This window comes from Streptomyces sp. NPDC054872 (assembly GCF_053610705.1).
The window spans coordinates 1-14,922 of record NZ_JBSGYY010000019.1; the positions used below are offsets into that span (position 1 = coordinate 1).

Annotated in this window: 16 protein-coding genes; 5 read left to right on the top strand and 11 right to left on the bottom strand. The window is 70.6% G+C overall.

Annotation, left to right across the window (positions count from 1 at the left end):
* Positions 1–57: 57 nt before the first annotated feature.
* A complete protein-coding gene (gene katG, locus ACWGIH_RS23425; protein WP_453442764.1) occupies positions 58–2,274 on the bottom strand; it encodes a catalase/peroxidase HPI in 2,217 nt (738 codons plus the stop codon).
* Positions 2,275–2,582: 308 nt separating this feature from the next.
* On the opposite strand from katG, the gene ACWGIH_RS23430 reads away from it, so the two are divergent.
* The gene (locus tag ACWGIH_RS23430; protein WP_453442765.1) at positions 2,583–2,996 is read left to right on the top strand and encodes a Fur family transcriptional regulator; all 414 of its coding nucleotides are present in this window, start codon (positions 2,583–2,585) and stop codon (positions 2,994–2,996) included.
* Positions 2,997–3,047: 51 nt separating this feature from the next.
* The gene (locus ACWGIH_RS23435) at positions 3,048–3,479 is read left to right on the top strand and encodes a VOC family protein (RefSeq protein ID WP_453442767.1); all 432 of its coding nucleotides are present in this window, start codon (positions 3,048–3,050) and stop codon (positions 3,477–3,479) included.
* Between the two features lie 38 nt (positions 3,480–3,517).
* Here ACWGIH_RS23435 and ACWGIH_RS23440 read toward each other — a convergent pair whose 3' ends face one another.
* From ACWGIH_RS23440 to ACWGIH_RS23450, 3 genes are all read right to left on the bottom strand, one after another.
* Positions 3,518–4,342, bottom strand: coding sequence for a hypothetical protein (locus ACWGIH_RS23440; RefSeq protein ID WP_453442769.1), 825 nt, complete (start codon positions 4,340–4,342; stop codon positions 3,518–3,520).
* A gap of 71 nt (positions 4,343–4,413) precedes the next feature.
* Positions 4,414–6,135: an acyl-CoA dehydrogenase family protein gene (locus tag ACWGIH_RS23445; protein ID WP_453442771.1), complete on the bottom strand. Its 1,722-nt coding sequence runs from the start codon at positions 6,133–6,135 to the stop codon at positions 4,414–4,416.
* 78 nt (positions 6,136–6,213) lie between these two features.
* The gene (locus ACWGIH_RS23450) at positions 6,214–6,771 is read right to left on the bottom strand and encodes a PadR family transcriptional regulator (RefSeq protein ID WP_453442772.1); all 558 of its coding nucleotides are present in this window, start codon (positions 6,769–6,771) and stop codon (positions 6,214–6,216) included.
* Positions 6,772–6,888: 117 nt separating this feature from the next.
* Between ACWGIH_RS23450 and ACWGIH_RS23455 the strand changes: the two genes are divergently transcribed.
* Positions 6,889–7,137, top strand: coding sequence for a hypothetical protein (locus ACWGIH_RS23455; RefSeq protein WP_453443184.1), 249 nt, complete (start codon positions 6,889–6,891; stop codon positions 7,135–7,137).
* A 143-nt stretch (positions 7,138–7,280) separates the two neighbouring features.
* On the opposite strand, the gene ACWGIH_RS23460 is transcribed toward ACWGIH_RS23455, so the two are convergent.
* On the bottom strand, positions 7,281–8,141 hold the full coding sequence (locus ACWGIH_RS23460) for an NAD(P)H-binding protein (RefSeq protein ID WP_453442773.1): 861 nt from the start codon (positions 8,139–8,141) through the stop codon (positions 7,281–7,283).
* An 83-nt stretch (positions 8,142–8,224) separates the two neighbouring features.
* On the opposite strand from ACWGIH_RS23460, the gene ACWGIH_RS23465 reads away from it, so the two are divergent.
* Complete coding sequence (locus tag ACWGIH_RS23465) at positions 8,225–8,704, top strand: MarR family winged helix-turn-helix transcriptional regulator (protein ID WP_453442774.1); 480 nt, start codon at positions 8,225–8,227, stop codon at positions 8,702–8,704.
* An 80-nt stretch (positions 8,705–8,784) separates the two neighbouring features.
* On the opposite strand, the gene ACWGIH_RS23470 is transcribed toward ACWGIH_RS23465, so the two are convergent.
* Together ACWGIH_RS23470 and ACWGIH_RS23475 are read right to left on the bottom strand one after the other, a co-directional pair.
* Positions 8,785–9,255, bottom strand: coding sequence for an iron chaperone (locus ACWGIH_RS23470; protein ID WP_453442775.1), 471 nt, complete (start codon positions 9,253–9,255; stop codon positions 8,785–8,787).
* A 101-nt stretch (positions 9,256–9,356) separates the two neighbouring features.
* The gene (locus ACWGIH_RS23475) at positions 9,357–9,812 is read right to left on the bottom strand and encodes a carboxymuconolactone decarboxylase family protein (RefSeq protein WP_453442776.1); all 456 of its coding nucleotides are present in this window, start codon (positions 9,810–9,812) and stop codon (positions 9,357–9,359) included.
* A gap of 215 nt (positions 9,813–10,027) precedes the next feature.
* Between ACWGIH_RS23475 and ACWGIH_RS23480 the strand changes: the two genes are divergently transcribed.
* Positions 10,028–12,463: a tetratricopeptide repeat protein gene (locus tag ACWGIH_RS23480; protein ID WP_453442777.1), complete on the top strand. Its 2,436-nt coding sequence runs from the start codon at positions 10,028–10,030 to the stop codon at positions 12,461–12,463.
* A gap of 54 nt (positions 12,464–12,517) precedes the next feature.
* Here the strand turns inward: ACWGIH_RS23480 and ACWGIH_RS23485 are convergent, their stop codons facing one another.
* The 4 genes from ACWGIH_RS23485 to ACWGIH_RS23500 are packed head-to-tail and all read right to left on the bottom strand — an operon-like array spanning position 12,518 to position 14,738.
* Positions 12,518–13,309: an AAA family ATPase gene (locus ACWGIH_RS23485; RefSeq protein WP_453442778.1), complete on the bottom strand. Its 792-nt coding sequence runs from the start codon at positions 13,307–13,309 to the stop codon at positions 12,518–12,520.
* 57 nt (positions 13,310–13,366) lie between these two features.
* Positions 13,367–14,071, bottom strand: a complete 705-nt coding sequence (fabG, locus tag ACWGIH_RS23490) for a 3-oxoacyl-ACP reductase FabG (RefSeq protein WP_453442779.1) — start codon at positions 14,069–14,071, stop codon at positions 13,367–13,369.
* Complete coding sequence (locus tag ACWGIH_RS23495) at positions 14,071–14,292, bottom strand: hypothetical protein (RefSeq protein WP_453442780.1); 222 nt, start codon at positions 14,290–14,292, stop codon at positions 14,071–14,073. The genes fabG and ACWGIH_RS23495 overlap by 1 nt, the downstream gene beginning before the upstream one ends.
* A gap of 5 nt (positions 14,293–14,297) precedes the next feature.
* Positions 14,298–14,738 carry a hypothetical protein gene (locus tag ACWGIH_RS23500; protein WP_453442781.1) on the bottom strand — a complete coding sequence of 147 codons (441 nt, stop codon included), beginning with the start codon at positions 14,736–14,738 and terminating at the stop codon, positions 14,298–14,300.
* Positions 14,739–14,922 lie beyond the last annotated feature (184 nt).

Sequence of the window (14,922 nt, forward strand, 5' to 3'; positions counted from 1 at the left end):
GAGAAGACGTCCCGGCCGGTCCACGAGGGACCGGCCCGGACGCCACCGTCAGAGAACTCAGACCAGGTCGAACCGGTCCAGGTCCATGACCTTGCTCCACGCCGCGACGAAGTCCTTCACGAACTTCTCCTTGGCGTCATCGCTCGCGTAGACCTCGGCCAGCGCACGCAGCTCGGAGTTCGAGCCGAAGACGAGGTCGGCGCGGGTGCCGGTCCACTTGACCTCGCCCGTGGCGGCATCGCGGCCCTCGAACGCGTCCTGCGCCTCGGACGTCGACTTCCAGGCCGTGCCCATGTCGAGCAGGTTGACGAAGAAGTCGTTCGACAGGGTGCCCGGCTTGTCCGTGAACACGCCGTGCTTCGACCCGGCATGGTTGGCGCCGAGGACGCGCAGACCGCCGACGAGGACCGTCAGCTCGGGCGCGCTCAGGGTCAGCAGGTTCGCCTTGTCGAGCAGCAGGAACTCGGCCGGCAGGCGGTTGCCCTTGCCGACGAAGTTGCGGAAGCCGTCGTGGGTCGGCTCCAGCGCGGCGAACGACTCGACGTCCGTCTGCTCCTGCGCGGCGTCGACACGGCCCGCCGTGAACGGCACCTCGATCTGGACACCCGCGTCCTTGGCCGCCTTCTCGACCGCCGCGGAACCGCCGAGAACAACCAGGTCGGCCAGCGAGACCTTCTTTGCACCGGAGTTGAAGGACGACTGGATGCCCTCGAGCGTACGAAGCACCTGCGCGAGGCCGTCCGGGTTGTTCACCTCCCAGCTGCGCTGCGGCTCCAGGCGGATACGGCCGCCGTTGGCGCCACCGCGCTTGTCGCTGCCGCGGAAGGAGGACGCCGCGGCCCAGGCCGCGGAGACCAGCTGCGCGGTGGTGAGGTCCGAGGCGAGGAGCTCCTCCTTGAGCGATGCGATGTCCGAGGCGTCGATCGGCTCGCCCTCGGCTGCCGGCAGCGGGTCCTGCCACAGCAGCACCTCGTCGGGCACCTCCGGGCCGAGGTAGCGCACGATCGGGCCCATGTCACGGTGCGTCAGCTTGTACCAGGCACGGGCGAACGCGTCCGCGAACTGGTCCGGGTTCTCGTAGAAACGCCGCGAGATCTGCTCGTAGACCGGGTCGAAGCGCAGCGACAGGTCGGTGGTGAGCATCTGGGGGCGGTGCTTCTTCGACGCGTCGAAGGCGTCGGGGATGATCGACTCGGCGTTCGTCGCCACCCACTGGTGGGCACCCGCCGGGCTCTGGGTGAGCTCGTAGTCGTACTCGAAGAGGTGCTTGAAGAAGTCGTGGCCCCACTGCGTGGGCGTGGTGGTCCAGATGACCTCGAGGCCGCTGGTGGTGGCGTCGGGACCCACGCCGGTGCCGTGGGTGTTCTTCCAGCCGAAGCCCTGCTGCTCCATGAGCGCGGCCTCGGGGTCGTCGCCGACGGCCTCGCTCGGTCCCGCGCCGTGGGTCTTGCCGAAGGTGTGGCCGCCCGCGATGAGCGCGACGGTCTCCTCGTCGTTCATCGCCATGCGACGGAACGTCTCACGGATGTCGCGGGCCGCGGCGACCGGGTCCGGGTTGCCGTTGGGGCCCTCGGGGTTGACGTAGATGAGACCCATCTGGACCGCGCCGAGCGGGTTCTCCAGCTCACGGTCGCCGGTGTAGCGCTCGTCGTCGAGCCAGGTGGTCTCGGGGCCCCAGTACACGTCCTCGTCGGGCTCCCAGACGTCGGCGCGGCCACCGGCGAAGCCGAAGGTCTTGAGGCCCATCGTCTCCAGGGCCACGTTGCCGGTGAGGACCATGAGGTCGGCCCAGGAGAGGTTCTGGCCGTACTTCTTCTTCACCGGCCACAGCAGCCGGCGGGCCTTGTCGAGGCTGACGTTGTCCGGCCAGCTGTTGAGCGGGGCGAAGCGCTGCTGTCCGGCGCCCGCGCCGCCGCGGCCGTCGCTGATGCGGTAGGTGCCGGCGCTGTGCCAGGCCATGCGGATCATCAGCGGGCCGTAGTTGCCGAAGTCGGCGGGCCACCAGTCCTGCGAGGTGGTGAGGACCTCGGCGATGTCGCGTTTCACGGCCGGCAGGTCGAGGCTCTTGAACGCCTCGGCGTAGTCGAACTCCTCACCCAGCGGGTTGGCCACCGCGGGGTTCTTGGCGAGGATCTTCAGGTTGAGCCGCTCCGGCCACCACTGGCGGTTTCCACCGCCCTGGGTCGGGTGCGGCGCGCGACCGTGCGCGACCGGGCAACCGCCGGTCTCTTCCGGCTTCGGGTCGGTGACGATCGCGTCATGGTTCTCAGTCATGGGAATCCTTCCGGACGGGGCGGATCACGGTGCTCTGGAACTGCGAACGGCGGAACAGTCTGGGGCGCCCAGCGGCGGTGCGGGCCTCGGCGGCCGGGAGGGCCCGCCGGATTGGATTTCCGCGAGCGGGGTACCGGATGCCGGGCCGAGCGGACCCGTCTCCTGAAGTCACGTGCTGTTCCCTGCTGTTGCCCTGTCCCTTGGCCGTCGGCCGGAACTGATCCTACGATGGACCAAGTCCAAGTCAATACGACAGACGGGTCCGTACGAATTCAGTCGTCAGACAAAGCACAGTTAGGCTGGTAAGCATGAGCGATCTTCTGGGACGGCTTCGCGGACGTGGCTGGCGGATGACCGCGCAGCGCCGGGTGGTTGCCGAGGTACTCGACGGTGAGCATGTCCACCTGACCGCCGACGAGGTCCTCGCGCGCGCCACCGACCGGCTGCCGGAGATCTCCCGTGCCACGGTCTACAACACCCTCGGCGAGCTGGTCACCCTCGGCGAGGTCATCGAGGTGTCCACCGGCCGCGCGAAGCGGTACGACCCCAACGCCCACCAGCCCCACCAGCACTTGGTGTGCTCGGGCTGCGGCGCCATCCGCGACGTACATCCGGGCGGAGACCCCCTGGCCGCCCTGCCCGCCTCCGAGCGGTACGGCTTCACCGTGTCCGCGGCCGAGGTGACGTACCGGGGAATGTGCCCGGACTGCGCCCACGGGTGACCGGGGACTCGTCCCTGGTCCGCCCGGACTCCCCGCACAGGAGGCAGTGCCATGACCGATCCCGACGCTTCCATCCCCCGGTTCCACCTGGCCGTGCCGGTCGACGACCTCGCCGCGGCGCGTCTCTTCTACGGTGAGGTGCTGGGCCTGGAGGAGGGCCGCAGCGCGGACACCTGGGTGGACTGGAATCTGCACGGCCACCAGTTCGTCACGCATCTCGCGCCGAAGGGCGCGCAGCGCGTGCACAACCCGGTCGACGGCCACGACGTCCCGGTGCCGCACTTCGGGCTGATCCTGCCGGTCCCCGAGTTCCAGAAACTGGCCGAGCGCCTGCGCACGGCAGGCATCGAGTTCGTCATCGAACCGTACGTGCGCTTCGAGGGCGAGAAGGGCGAGCAGCGGACGATGTTCCTGCTCGACCCGGCGGGCAACGCCCTGGAGTTCAAGGCGTTCGCCGACGACTCCCAGGTGTTCGCCGTCTGACTTGACCAGCCCCCGCCTTTCGTCTGCCGATGGTCCGGCTAGCCGTGCAGCAGGTCGCCCAGCACGGACATCAGGAAGCCGGTCAGGGGCCCCAGGGCCATGGCCGCGCCCAGCGCGCCGAGCAAGAGACCCGCGCCCATGTGGGAGAGCGCCCGCCCCCCGCGGACCCGGCTGGGATCGTCGGGATCGTAGGTGACGTCCACGGCCGGATCCCGGCGCCGCATCAGCACGGTGACCGACGACTCCTGCGTCACCGTCACGCCCCCGGCCGTGGTGAACCGCAGGACGGGATTCATGGCCTGCTGCCTGGGCAACGTGCGGTACCGGACGATCTCACCGGGAACCGTCACACCACGGCGCCGCAGGATCCACGGGTCGCGGAGGAAGAACTTCCAGGCCAGCACCAGCAGTCCGGCGCCGCCGGGCAGCAAGAACGCGGCGAGAGTCAGCCACGTCACTTGCTCCGGTGTCCGCACCACGGTGAACAGCAGGACGAGCAGCAGCAGATAGCCGCCCACTCCCGTGCTCACCCGGGCCGCGCGCGTGGTCAGCGAGAGCGGTGTCCGGGGCGTGGGCCCGCTGGTCACCAGCGCCGTGCCGTCCGCCGCCGGCGTGACGCCCTCCATGGCCTGCCGCAGCCCCTCGGTGAACGCGCCCACCGCGTTCCTGTTGCCGCTGCTCACCTGGAAACCGTCACCCGAGGTGTCGCCGCTGATCCGCAGCCGCACCGAGGTCATGCCATCGCTCTCCACGGAGCCGACGGCCCGCAGCGGTATCCGCCACGTCGCGCGTCCCCGCACCACACGTACCTCTCCGCTCTCCAGCCTCATGGCGCCCCCGCGCCCCTTCAGCACAATCCTCATGTCCCGCCCCATGGGCGGATGGTAAGGCCTGATCGCCTCGGCCACCCGCCCAGGTGCGTACCTGGAGGAGGTCAGGGCGCCATCTCGTACTCCCCGGCCAGTGCTTCGACCCGCTCCCACACCCGTGCCGAGCGCGCGTCGTCGACGACCGGGCGCCGTACCGCGCCGAGCGCCCAGTTCTGCTGCGCCTCGGTGGCGGAGTCCTTGCCGTGCAGTTCGACGGCGTGCGCGGAGAAGTCGCGTACCAGGACGGCGAACAGCTCGTCGAGCACGTCCTGGTCGAGGCCGGTCAGACGCGCCTGCTCCAGGATCAGCTGGCCGTGCACGACCAGTGCGAACAGCTGGCCGACGGCGAGCAGGAGGTCGAGGTCGCGGCTCTGCTCCTCGTCGGGGGCCGCCGTGGTGACGAACTCGCAGAGGGCGTCGGCCTGTTCCCGCAGGCGGGCGACGTTGGGCAGCTCGGCGTAGGCGTCGTAGGCGGTGCGCCAGTCGTGGAAGCGGATGGCGCCCAGGCCGCGGGCCGGTCCCTGCCGGAAGAGGAAGTCGTCGTCGGCCGCGTCCAGGCGGGTCGGCACGGGCTCGTACTCGGCGGGGTTCAGCAGGTGGTTGCCCATGAACTTGAGGATCAGGGCCAGGTTGACGTGGACCGTGCCCTCCAGCTTGGGCAGGCCGCGGATCTCGACGGCCGCCTGGGCGAAGTAGTTGTCCTTCTCGAAGCCCTTGGCGGCGATGACGTCCCACATCAGGTCGATGACCTTCTCGCCCTCCGTGGTCACCTTCATCTTCGTCATGGGGTTGAAGAGGAGGTAGCGGCGGTCGTCGGGGCCCGCGGAGCGGAAGTAGTCGACGGCGCGGTCGCTGAACAGCTTCATCCCGACGAGGCGGACGTAGGCGTCGGTCAGCTCGCGGCGCACGTGCGGGAAGGCGGTGACGGGGCGGCCGTAGAGGATGCGGCCGGTGGCGTGGGTGACGGCCTCGTACATCGCGTGCTCGCAGATGCCGATCGAGGCGGTGCAGAGGTTGAACTTGCCGACGTTGACGGTATTGAGGGCGGCGTCGAAGGCGGCACGGCCGGTGTGCAGGATGTCGGCGGGCGCGACCGGGTAGTTCTCCAGCCGGAACTCACTCACGTACTTCGACGAATCGACGACGTTCTTGACCAGGTGGTAGGCCTCGTGGCGGCTGTCGGCGGCGAAGAAGACATAACCTTCGGGGCCCTCGACGTCGGTGCGGCGGCCGAAGACGGAGACGAGCCCGGCCGCGTTGCCGTTGCCGATGTAGTACTTGGAGCCGCTGGCGCGGAAGCCGCCGTCGCCGTCCGGCTCAAGGAGCATGTCGGTGGAGTAGATGTCGGCGCCGTGGGTCTTCTCGGACAGGCCGAAGGCGAACACCTCGCCCTGGCCGAGGAGTTCGGCCGCGCGGGCGCGGGCGGCCTCGTTCTCGCTCTGCCAGACCGGGCCGAGGCCCAGGATCGTGACCTGCCACGCGTACCAGTAGTCGAGCCCGTAGAAGCCGAAGATCTCGTTCAGGGCGGCGATCCGGGCGGTGTCCCAGCGGGCGTCCGGATTGTCCCCGGCAGCGGACGCCGGGGTGAGGAAGGTCGCGAAGAGGCCCTCCTTGGCGGAGAACTCCAGGAAATCCGCAAGCCAGGCGCGGTCGCGGTAGTCCTGGATCAGCCGGCGCTTGCCACGGGCCTCGAACCAGTCGACGGTGGCCCGCAGCAGCCTGCGGGTCTCGGGGTCGAAGTGCTTCGGGTCGTAGGTGCGCGGGTTGAATAGCAGCGGGTCGGCCATGGGTGTTCGCCTTTCCGGCTCGGGAGGTTGCGGCGGATTTCGGGAAATGAGGGGTGGTGTGTGGAGCGTCCGGCCGGTTCAGCCCTGGGGGCCGAGCCGGTGGAGGGTGGCGAGCACGTCGTCGAGCCAGGCCAGCGTCATGCGTTCGTAGGCGATGCCTCCGCGCAGCACGACATGCTGGAGCTCCTGCCCGGCGTCGGGCGTGGCGGGCGTGGCGGGTCCGGTGAAGTCGCGCTGCTCCCCCGCGAGGTAGCGCGCGAGCCGGTCGGCGTGCGCCTGGCGGTGCCGCTCGACCTCGTGGATCAGCGCGGCCGGGTCGTCGAAGGCCGCGCCGCGGATCTTCACGGCGAGCTCATGTCGCACGCTCTCGGGTTCGATCGGCTCGTGCAGCCACCGGGAGAGCGCGGACCGCCCGAGGGCGGCGACGGAGTACTCCTTCTTGTCCGGGCGCGCCTGCTGCGCGACTTCCCGGACGTCGATGAGGCCGTCGCTCTCCATGCGCTTGAGCACGCGGTAGATCTGCTGGTGGGTGGCGGTCCAGAAGTAGCCGATGGACCGCTCGAACCGCCGGGCCAGCTCATAACCGGAGCCCGGCTTTTCCAGCAGCGAGACGAGGATCGCGTGCTCTAGCGCCATGCCCCGATCCTGCTATGCAACTCGTTGCATAAACAAGTGGCGCCGCCCTGGTGAGACACGGCTCACCCGGGTGCCGGCACTCCTGCCCGGGCATCCGGACTGCCCACCACCGCCAGGATCCGCACCGGCGACGCCGCCGACCCACGCGCCGTCGAGACGCTCGCCGCAGGACAGGACCTGGTGATCACTGCCACTCGGCCCGTCCCCGGCCGCGAGCCCGAACTGGCCGCCGTCACCCGCGCGTTGCTCGCCGGGCTGCACGCCACCGGCGTACGGCTCCTGCTCGTCGGCGGCGCCGCCGGTCTCACCCTCCCCGGCACCGACGGCACCCCGGTCGTGGACGCCCCCGATTTCCCGCGCCCATGACGTCGACTGGGCCTACCTCAGCCCGCCATCCCTCCTCGGACCGGGCGAGCCCACCGGCCACTTCCAGCTGGGCGCCGACGAACTGATCCACGAGGCCGAGCGTCCCCAGCACCACCGCGCCCGGTTCACGGCGGCGTACTGACCTAGCGTGCCGCGGTGAAGGCGCCGGAGTTCTCCGACGCCCACTGCGCGAAGCTGAGCGGCGCGCGGCCCAGGACCTGTTGTACGGCGTCGGTCGTACGGCCCGGCGTCCGGGCGTAGTCGGCCAGCGAGCCGAGGAGCCGCTCCGGAATGTCCGTCGGCATGCCCTGGGCGAGCATCGCACGGCGGACGTCCTCGGGTCCGACCTCCTGGAAGGACAGTGCCCGGCCGACCGCCTCGCCGATGATGCGGACCTTGTCACGCTGGTCGAGCGACTGCGCCCCCGTAAGCGCGAGGGCCTGACCGGCCGGCTCGCCGCCGGTGAGCGCCCGTACGGCCACGTCCGCGATGTCGCGCGGGTGGATCGGTGAGGTCACCGCCGAGGGGTAGGCGCCGTACACCGTGCCGCTCGCGCGGATCTGCGGGGCCCATGCCAGGGAGTTGCTCGCGAAGTCCGCGCACCGCAGGATCGTCCACGCCGGCCCGGATCCGCGCACGGCTGCTTCGAACTCCCGGAACTCGTCGATGAACCGGGGGACTCCGACGGGCTGTTCCACGGTCAGCGCCGACAGTGCCACGACCTGCTTGGCGCCTCGCTCCGCGGCCAGCGCGAGCAGGTCGGCCGCGGCGGCGGCCGTGCCGACCGGGCGCAGCCCGAGCAGCACCCCCTCGACATGGGCGGGCAGCTGCGCAGCCAGCGAGCGTGGCCGGGAGGGCTCGCCACGCACCACACGCGCGTCGCCCGGCAGACCGGTGGAGGCTTGATCACCACGCGTCACGGCGGTCACCTCCCGGCCCGCGTCCAGCAGGAGTCGTACGGCCTTGCGCCCCACGTGCCCGGTTGCTCCGATCACCACGAACATGGCACTACCCCTTCCGTCGCCCGGCTTGTCCGAGTGCCGTAATGTACGAGAACCGTAACACTTTCCTTTGGAGTGCGTAAGTTATGAGTTCCGTACCATCTGGTTCCGGGGACGGCAGTCACCGCCGCGCGACCGTCGGGGTCAAGCAGGCGCTGCGCGAGCTGGACACCCAGCTGACCCTGCTCAACCGGCAGGTCGGCGGCCGGGTCGGCCTGAAGGACGTGGACATGGACTGCCTCGACCTCATCAACGCCCACGGCCCGCTGAGCCCCGGCGCGCTGTCCCGCCGGGCCGGACTCCACGCCGCCACCATGACCGGGGTACTCGACCGGCTCGAACGCGCCGGCTGGATCACCCGTGAGCGCGACCCCGCGGATCGCCGGGCCTCACTGGTGCGGGCGCTGCGTGACCGCAACGCCGAGCTGCTCGGGCACTTCGCCGGGATGAACGCCTCCGTGGAGCGGATCTGCGCCGACTACCCGGACACCGAACTCGAACGCTTCACCCAGTTCCTCCACCGCGTCGCCGAGGCCGGGCACAAGGCGGCGCAAGACCTCGACTGACCGGCCGGCCTGCACGGCCGGTGGCGCGCCGCGGCCGGGACACGCGGCGAGGGCCGGGAGCGGAACCTCCCGGCCCTTCTTCAGTCCATCGCCTTGCGCACGAGCGCCGCGAGCCTCGCCTCGTCGTCGGCAGTCAGCTCCGTCAGGGCGTACGAAGTCGGCCACATGGCGCCGTCGTCGAGGTTCGCCTTGTCGCTGAAGCCGAACGTCGCGTACCTGGCGCTGAACTTCTGCGCGCTCTGGAAGAAGCAGACGACCTTGCCGTCCTTGGCATACGAAGGCATCCCGTACCAGAGCTTCGGCGCGAGCTCCGGAACGTTCTTCTTGATCACGGCATGGATCCGCTCGGCCATGACACGGTCCGCATCCTGCATCTCGGCGATCTTCGCGACCACGGCGGCCTCCTCCTCCGCCGCCTTGTCGGCGCGCGATCCGCGGCGCGCGGAGGCCTTGAGCTCCTGGGCGCGCGCCTTCATCGCGCCGCGTTCCTCATCCGTGAACCCGTCGAACTTCTCGGCGGTCTGCTTGGCGGGCTTCTGTGTGGTCGTCATCGCGGTTTCCTCACGTGTGTGCGGTGGGGTCAGAAGGAGGGAGGGGAAGCGTGGTTGCCGGGTGCGCGGGAGGAGCCGGCGCGGCTCCTCCCGACGGGGTGTCAGCCCCAAGCGCCGGCGATCTGGCGGGTCGTGGCGTTGAGCCGGTTGAACAGGTTGGTGACACCGGTCATGAGGACGAGCGCGGCCAGCTGCTTCTCGTCGAAGTGGGTGGCGGCGGCGTCCCACACCTCGTCGCTCACCGCGTCGGCGCGGTCGGCGAGGCGCGTCGCGGCCTCGGCGAGCTCCAGCGCTGCCCGCTCCGGCTCGGTGAAGTACGGGGCCTCGCGCCAGGCTGCGACCGCGGCGAGCCGCTCGTCGCTGACGCCCGCCTTGCGGGCCGACTTCGCGCCGCCGTCGACACAGGCGCTGCAGCCGTTGATCTGGCTGACCCGCAGGTGCACCAGCTCCAGGGTCTGCGCCTCCACCCCTCCGGAGTGCACGGCCTTGAAGAGCGTCTGGATGGCCGGCATGGCGTCGGACAGGACGACGGCGGGGTTCTGCATACGGGACTGCATCTCGGTGTTCTCCTCTTTGTGGAGCGGCTTCTTGTTGTCTCTTTGTGGAGCGGCTTCTGTGTCGGCCCCCGTTCCCTCGGGGCGTGACTCCATATCAGCCGGATCCGCTCGCCACGACCACGGCGGTGGGACACCGTGGGACAGCCGAAACACCCTTGAGCAGCGACGACGTGGCCCGGTAGGTTTCTGACGACACGGGACACGGGGGGTATCTGGTGGATGAGCCGCACCGCACGGCGAAGGCGGATCCGCAGAACGAACTGGCGGCGCGGCTGCGCCTGATCCAGGAACTGTCCGGACTCGGCGTACGGGCCCTCGCGCGCGACGCGGGCCTCAGTTCCTCGTCGCTGTCCCGCTACCTCAGCGGCCAGACCCTGCCGCCCTGGCCCGCGGTGGTCGCCCTCTGCCGACTCGTCAAGCGCGACCCCCGCCCACTGCGCCCCCTGTGGGAACGCTCCTCCAACCCCCTTCCCGCGCCCCCGAAGTCCAGCCGCCAGGGCAGGCCGAGGCCCCGCAACGACCTGCCGCGCGACGTACCCGACTTCACGGGCCGCGAGGCGCAACTCGCGGCCGTGCTCGCCGCGGTGGACAGCCACCAGGTGGTCGCCGTCGACGGCATGGCGGGGGTCGGCAAGACGTGTCTGGCGATACATGCCGCGCACCGGCTGGCCGCCGACTACCCGGACGCGCAGCTCTATGTGGATCTGCACGGGTTCACCGAGGGCCGGGAGCCGCTCGACCCCGACTCCGCGCTGCGCATGCTGCTCGGCGCGCTCGACGTCCCCTCCGAGAAGGTGCCCCGCGAGGGCGTGGAGCAACTGGCCGCCTGCTGGCGGTCCGAGCTCGCCGACCGTCGGGTCGTCGTGGTGATCGACAACGCCGCCGACGCCGACCAGGTCCGCCCCCTGCTGCCGGGCGCCGGCCCGTCCGTGGCCCTGATCACCAGCCGCAACCGGCTCCTCGGCCTGGACGAGGTGCCGCCCGTGTCGCTCGACGTGCTGAGCCCGCAGGAGAGCGCGGAACTCCTTGCCCGTGCCAGCGGCGACCCGAGCGGTCCGGACGGCCGCCTTGCCCGTGACCCTGAAGCCGCCGCGGAGGTGCTGCGGCTCTGCGGCCACCTGCCGTTGGCGCTGCGTCTGGCCGCGGCCCGGCTGCGGCACCGGCCCGGCTGGACCGTGGGCATCCTGGTCGAGCGGATGGCCGAGGGGGCGAGCGAGTTCGACACCGCGTTCGCCATGTCCGTACGGCAGTTGGACCGCGCCCAGGCCCGCCTGTTCCGGCTTCTCGGCCTGCTGCCGGGGGGTTCCTTCGACGCGTACCTGGCGGCGTCCCTGGCGGAGGTGCCGCTGAACAGCGCGCGGGCGATGCTGGAGGACCTGGTCGACGCGCACCTCGTACAGGAGTCGACGGCGGGACGCTACCGCCTGCACGACCTGGTGCACCAGCACGCCCGCCGGGCCGGGGAGGAGCAGGACTCACCGGCCGAACGGCAGCGGGCCCTCGGCCGCTTCCTCGACTACTACGTGCACGCGGCGGCAGCCGCCGACGCCGCGATGCCGTTCCTCTCCCCCGGCCGCCCGCCCTCGGCGGGCCGGGCTCCGGTCGCCCTGCGCCACTTCCCCGACAAGCACGCGGCGTTCGCCTGGCTCGTCGCGGAGTACGAGAACCTGGTGGCCGCCTTCGAGACGGCGGCCGCCGTCGGGGCCGACGCGCACGTATGCGAGCTGCCACGTTTCCTGCGGGCGTACTTCGCGCGGCGGTGCGGCACGACACACCTCAACGTTCTCTTCGAGCGGGCGCTGGCCGCCGCCGAGCGCATCGGCGATCCGCTGCAACTGGCCGACGCGCACAGCGACCTGGGCTTCGCCCGCTACAACGCGGGCCGCATGGCGGAGGCCGCCGCGTCGTACGAGGCGGCGGCCCGGGCGGGAGACCTGGGCTCGGAGGCCGAGCTGACCTTGCGGCGCGGATATCTGAAGTGGGACGAAGGGTTTGTCGAGGAGCCTCTCGAACTCTTCCGGCTGGCCGGGAAGTTGTACGAGCAGGCCGACTGCCCGACGGGCAGGGCCGCCGCGGTGGCGTCCGAGGCCTGGGCGATGCTGCAACTGGGACACCGCGAGGAGGCGGCGCGGCGGGCCCGCGAGGTCCTGGACATCCCCCGTGCGGACCCCGCGTCGCCGCCCGCGCTGACGGCCCTGATCACCCTCGGCGTGGCCATCGCCGACGAGGAGCCCGACGAGGCGGCGAAGCACCTGCATGAGGCGCTGGCCCTGGCCCGCGAGGACGGACACCTGCACAACGAGGCGTGGTGCCTCAACTGCCTGGGTGTCGCGCTCCGGCGCATGGGCCGCCACGAAGAGGCACTGGCCAGCCACCGCAAGGCGTTCGCGCTGCTCGACGAGCTCTTCGAGGAACACTGGAAGATCCACTTCCTCAACGGCTACGCGGAGACCTGCCGCCTCGCCGGCCTGCCCGATGAGGCCCTGCGCCTGCACCGCCAGGCTCTCGAACTCGCCCCACGGCTGGGCTACCGCAACGAGGAAGTCCTGGCGCACGAGGGCATCGCGACCCTCCTCGACGCGACGGACCCCACCGCCGCGGCCGAACACCGCGCGGCGGGCCAGGCCGTCCTGGATGCGCTCACCGCCTGAGGCAGCCGGACCCGCTTCCGGTGGACGGCCCGAGCCGCCCACCGGAAGGTGCGGTCAGAAGCGCACCGCGTAAGCGGCGCGTCGGCGCAGGGACTTGGTCCGCTGGGCCTCGTGGAAGCGGGCGTCCTGTTCGAGGATCTCGGTGGCCCGGCGCACCTTCGCCCCGGCCCGTTCGATCGCTTCGTCGAGCGGCATCACCAGGGGCAGCCCGAAGATATCGACGATCCGCTCCACGCGTTCGCGGACACTGCCGCGCACCACGTGGTACGGGATCTCCAGCTCCTCCAGGGTCTCGATGAGCAGGTCGTCGGACATCTGCCGGAACTTCTCGGAGACCGGCCGGTGGCCGTCCGCCTTCATCTCGAACTCGACCGGCAGGTGCACATAGGCGTCGTAGATCCGCTTGGCACGTGCCTTGGCGACCGCGCCGTAGGCGTCCATGTACTGGCGGTAGAACCGCTTGACCGGGAGTCCGGCCATGTTCTTCACCGCGCGCAGGAACAGGTTCGCCCCGGGGTTGATGCCGACCCGCATGCGGGCCTCGCCGTAGATCCACTCGTGGATCACGGAGCCGTCCGAGATGAACGGCCCCTCGCCCGCCTCGTGGTGGATCCGTTCCTCGAGCCGGCGTAACCCCAGCATCGTCAGTTCCATCGCGCTGAGTTCCTGGACCTGCTTGCCCGGAACGAGGTCCACGAGGATCTCCCGCGACGTCATCGCGTGCGTGCGCGGGATACCCGTGGCCATCGACAGCGTCTCGGTCGTGGTGCTCTTGCCGCTGGAGTACGTACCGGAGATCGCCAGATGCAGACCGGTGTGTGGTGTGGGGGTGCTTGTGTTCCCCATGGTGTGTTCTCTTCCCGTGGTGAGTGGCCCGGCCGGAGCCGGGTGTGGGTGATGTGGTCAGCCGCCCAGGCCGAGGCCTCCGCTGACCGGCAGGACCGCTCCGGTGACGAAGCGGCCCGATTCGCCGGTGAGGTAGCGCACGGCGGCGGCGACGTCGGCCGCCTCCCCGACGCGGCCGAGCGGGGTGATGGACAGCAGGTGATCGCGCCGATCGTCGGTGATCGCGCGGCTCATGTCCGTGTCGATCAGACCTGGCGCGACGATGTTGACCGTGATGTTCCGTGGTCCGAGCTCCCAGGCCAGGGAGCGGGCCATGCCGAGCATTCCTGCCTTGGCTGCCGCGTAGTTGACCTGGCCCGGTGCTCCGTACGCGAAGGTCATGGAGGACATCAGCACGATCCGGCCCCAACGTGCCCGGACCATGCCGCGCACCGCACGTCGCACCATACGGAAGGCACCGTGCAGGTTGACGTCGACGACGTCCGTGAAGTCCTGCTCGTCCATGCGCAGGATCAGGGTGTCCCGGGTGATGCCCGCGTTGACGACGAGCACTTCGACCGGCCCGTGTGCGGCCTCCGCCTCCTTGAAGGCGGCGTCGATACTCGGGGTGTCCGTCATCTCCGCGCGGACACCGAGCAGCCCCTTGGGCGGTGCGGTGTCCCGGTGGGTGACGGCGACACGGTCACCGTCGGCCGCCAGAGCGGTGGCCACGGCGAGCCCGATGCCGCGGTTGCCGCCGGTGACCAGGACCGAACGTCCCATCAGTGGCTCCCCGGGGTGGTGTTGTCGTTCGCCTGACGAGTCCGCAGAGCCTGCCGACTGCGGAGTTCCGCCGTACGCCGGCCGGTGAGCGCCAGATTCAGGCTGGCTGTCGTGACGATCAGGAGGCCTATCTCCCCCAGGCTGGGGCAGGGGCCGCAACCGACCGCGATGTCCGTCGGGCGCTGGTTCACCGCGTGCTGGTTCACCGCGTGCTGGTTCACCGGGGTCACCTCGCCGAGCCGCTCGCCGCCACGCAGCAGCGCGACGCTTCGGCGAACAGGTGCTCGACGGCCGCCGCGAGGCGGTCGGCCGTCAGGGCGTTGGGCAGCAGCCGCCGGGCGAAGCGCGGGCTCAGCGGTGTTCCGGCACCCGGTTCCTCGATCATCAGCGGCGGCAGGAACGCCATCGGCGTACGGGCCAGTTCGGCGTCGCTCTCCGCGAGGAAGCGCGCCGCCCGTTCCCTGTGTACCTCGGGCAGCCAGTCGAGGAACGGCAGACCGACCTCGACGACCTCGTCGTCCTCGGTCTCCTCGGAGCCGACCCCCGCCACGTCCCGCAGAAGCTGACGGGGTGCGGCCCGCCACTCCTCGCGCAGCATGGGTACGCGGCATCGGGCCTCGTCAAGGAGGACGAGCAGCGGCCGTTCCCCCTCCAGGTGCTCGCGCACCTCGGCACGCTGCCTTTCGTCCGGCCATAATCCCGTCGGTGTCCAGTGCCTCGGGCCGAATCCGCGAGTGTGCTCTTCCCAGAGCAGGCGGGCCGGCCCTTCGAGCACTACAAGCACGTCTCCTGATCGGAGCGTGGGCGTAAAGTGCATGATCTCTTTCCCCCGTTGCGTTTCTTGCGTTTCT